The 430-nt window shown below is 75.3% G+C and carries 1 protein-coding gene; it reads left to right on the top strand.

Annotated elements, in window-relative coordinates:
- Positions 1-430: Ig-like domain-containing protein (locus I6F37_RS40910; RefSeq protein ID WP_225154508.1), on the top strand; the 430-nt coding region annotated here is incomplete at both ends.

The following is a 430-nucleotide window of genomic DNA, read 5'->3' as shown; positions in this document are numbered from 1 at the left end:
GCCGACCCGGCAACGGTGGACGAGGAGAGCTTCCTGCTGAGCGGTCCGGGCGGCGCCCCCGTGCCCGCGAGCGTCTCATACGACGCCTCGACTCGCACCGCGACGCTGACCCCGGACGAGCCGCTCGGCCTGATGAGCGCGTACACCGCGCGCGTCACAGACGGCGTGCGCGGTCTCGACGGCGCGGCGCTCGACGCCTCCGCGTGGATCTTCACGACGGCCATCACGCCACCCGCCGGACCGGCGGTGACCGCCGCGACCCCGGCCGCCGACGCAACCGATGTCTCCAACGCGAGCTCCGTGAGCGCGGCGTTCGACCGCCCGCTGGACCCGGCCACCGTCACCGCGCAGAGCTTCACGCTCACGCCCGACGGCGGGCAGCCGGTGGCCGCGACCGTCGCCTACGACGCGGTGACCCACGAGGCGACGC

Source organism: Bradyrhizobium sp. NBAIM08 (genome assembly GCF_020193935.1).
In the GTDB taxonomy this organism is placed as follows: domain Bacteria; phylum Pseudomonadota; class Alphaproteobacteria; order Rhizobiales; family Xanthobacteraceae; genus Bradyrhizobium; species Bradyrhizobium yuanmingense.
Note: the sequence above shows the minus strand (reverse complement) of the source record. Positions and strands in the feature narration are given on the sequence as shown.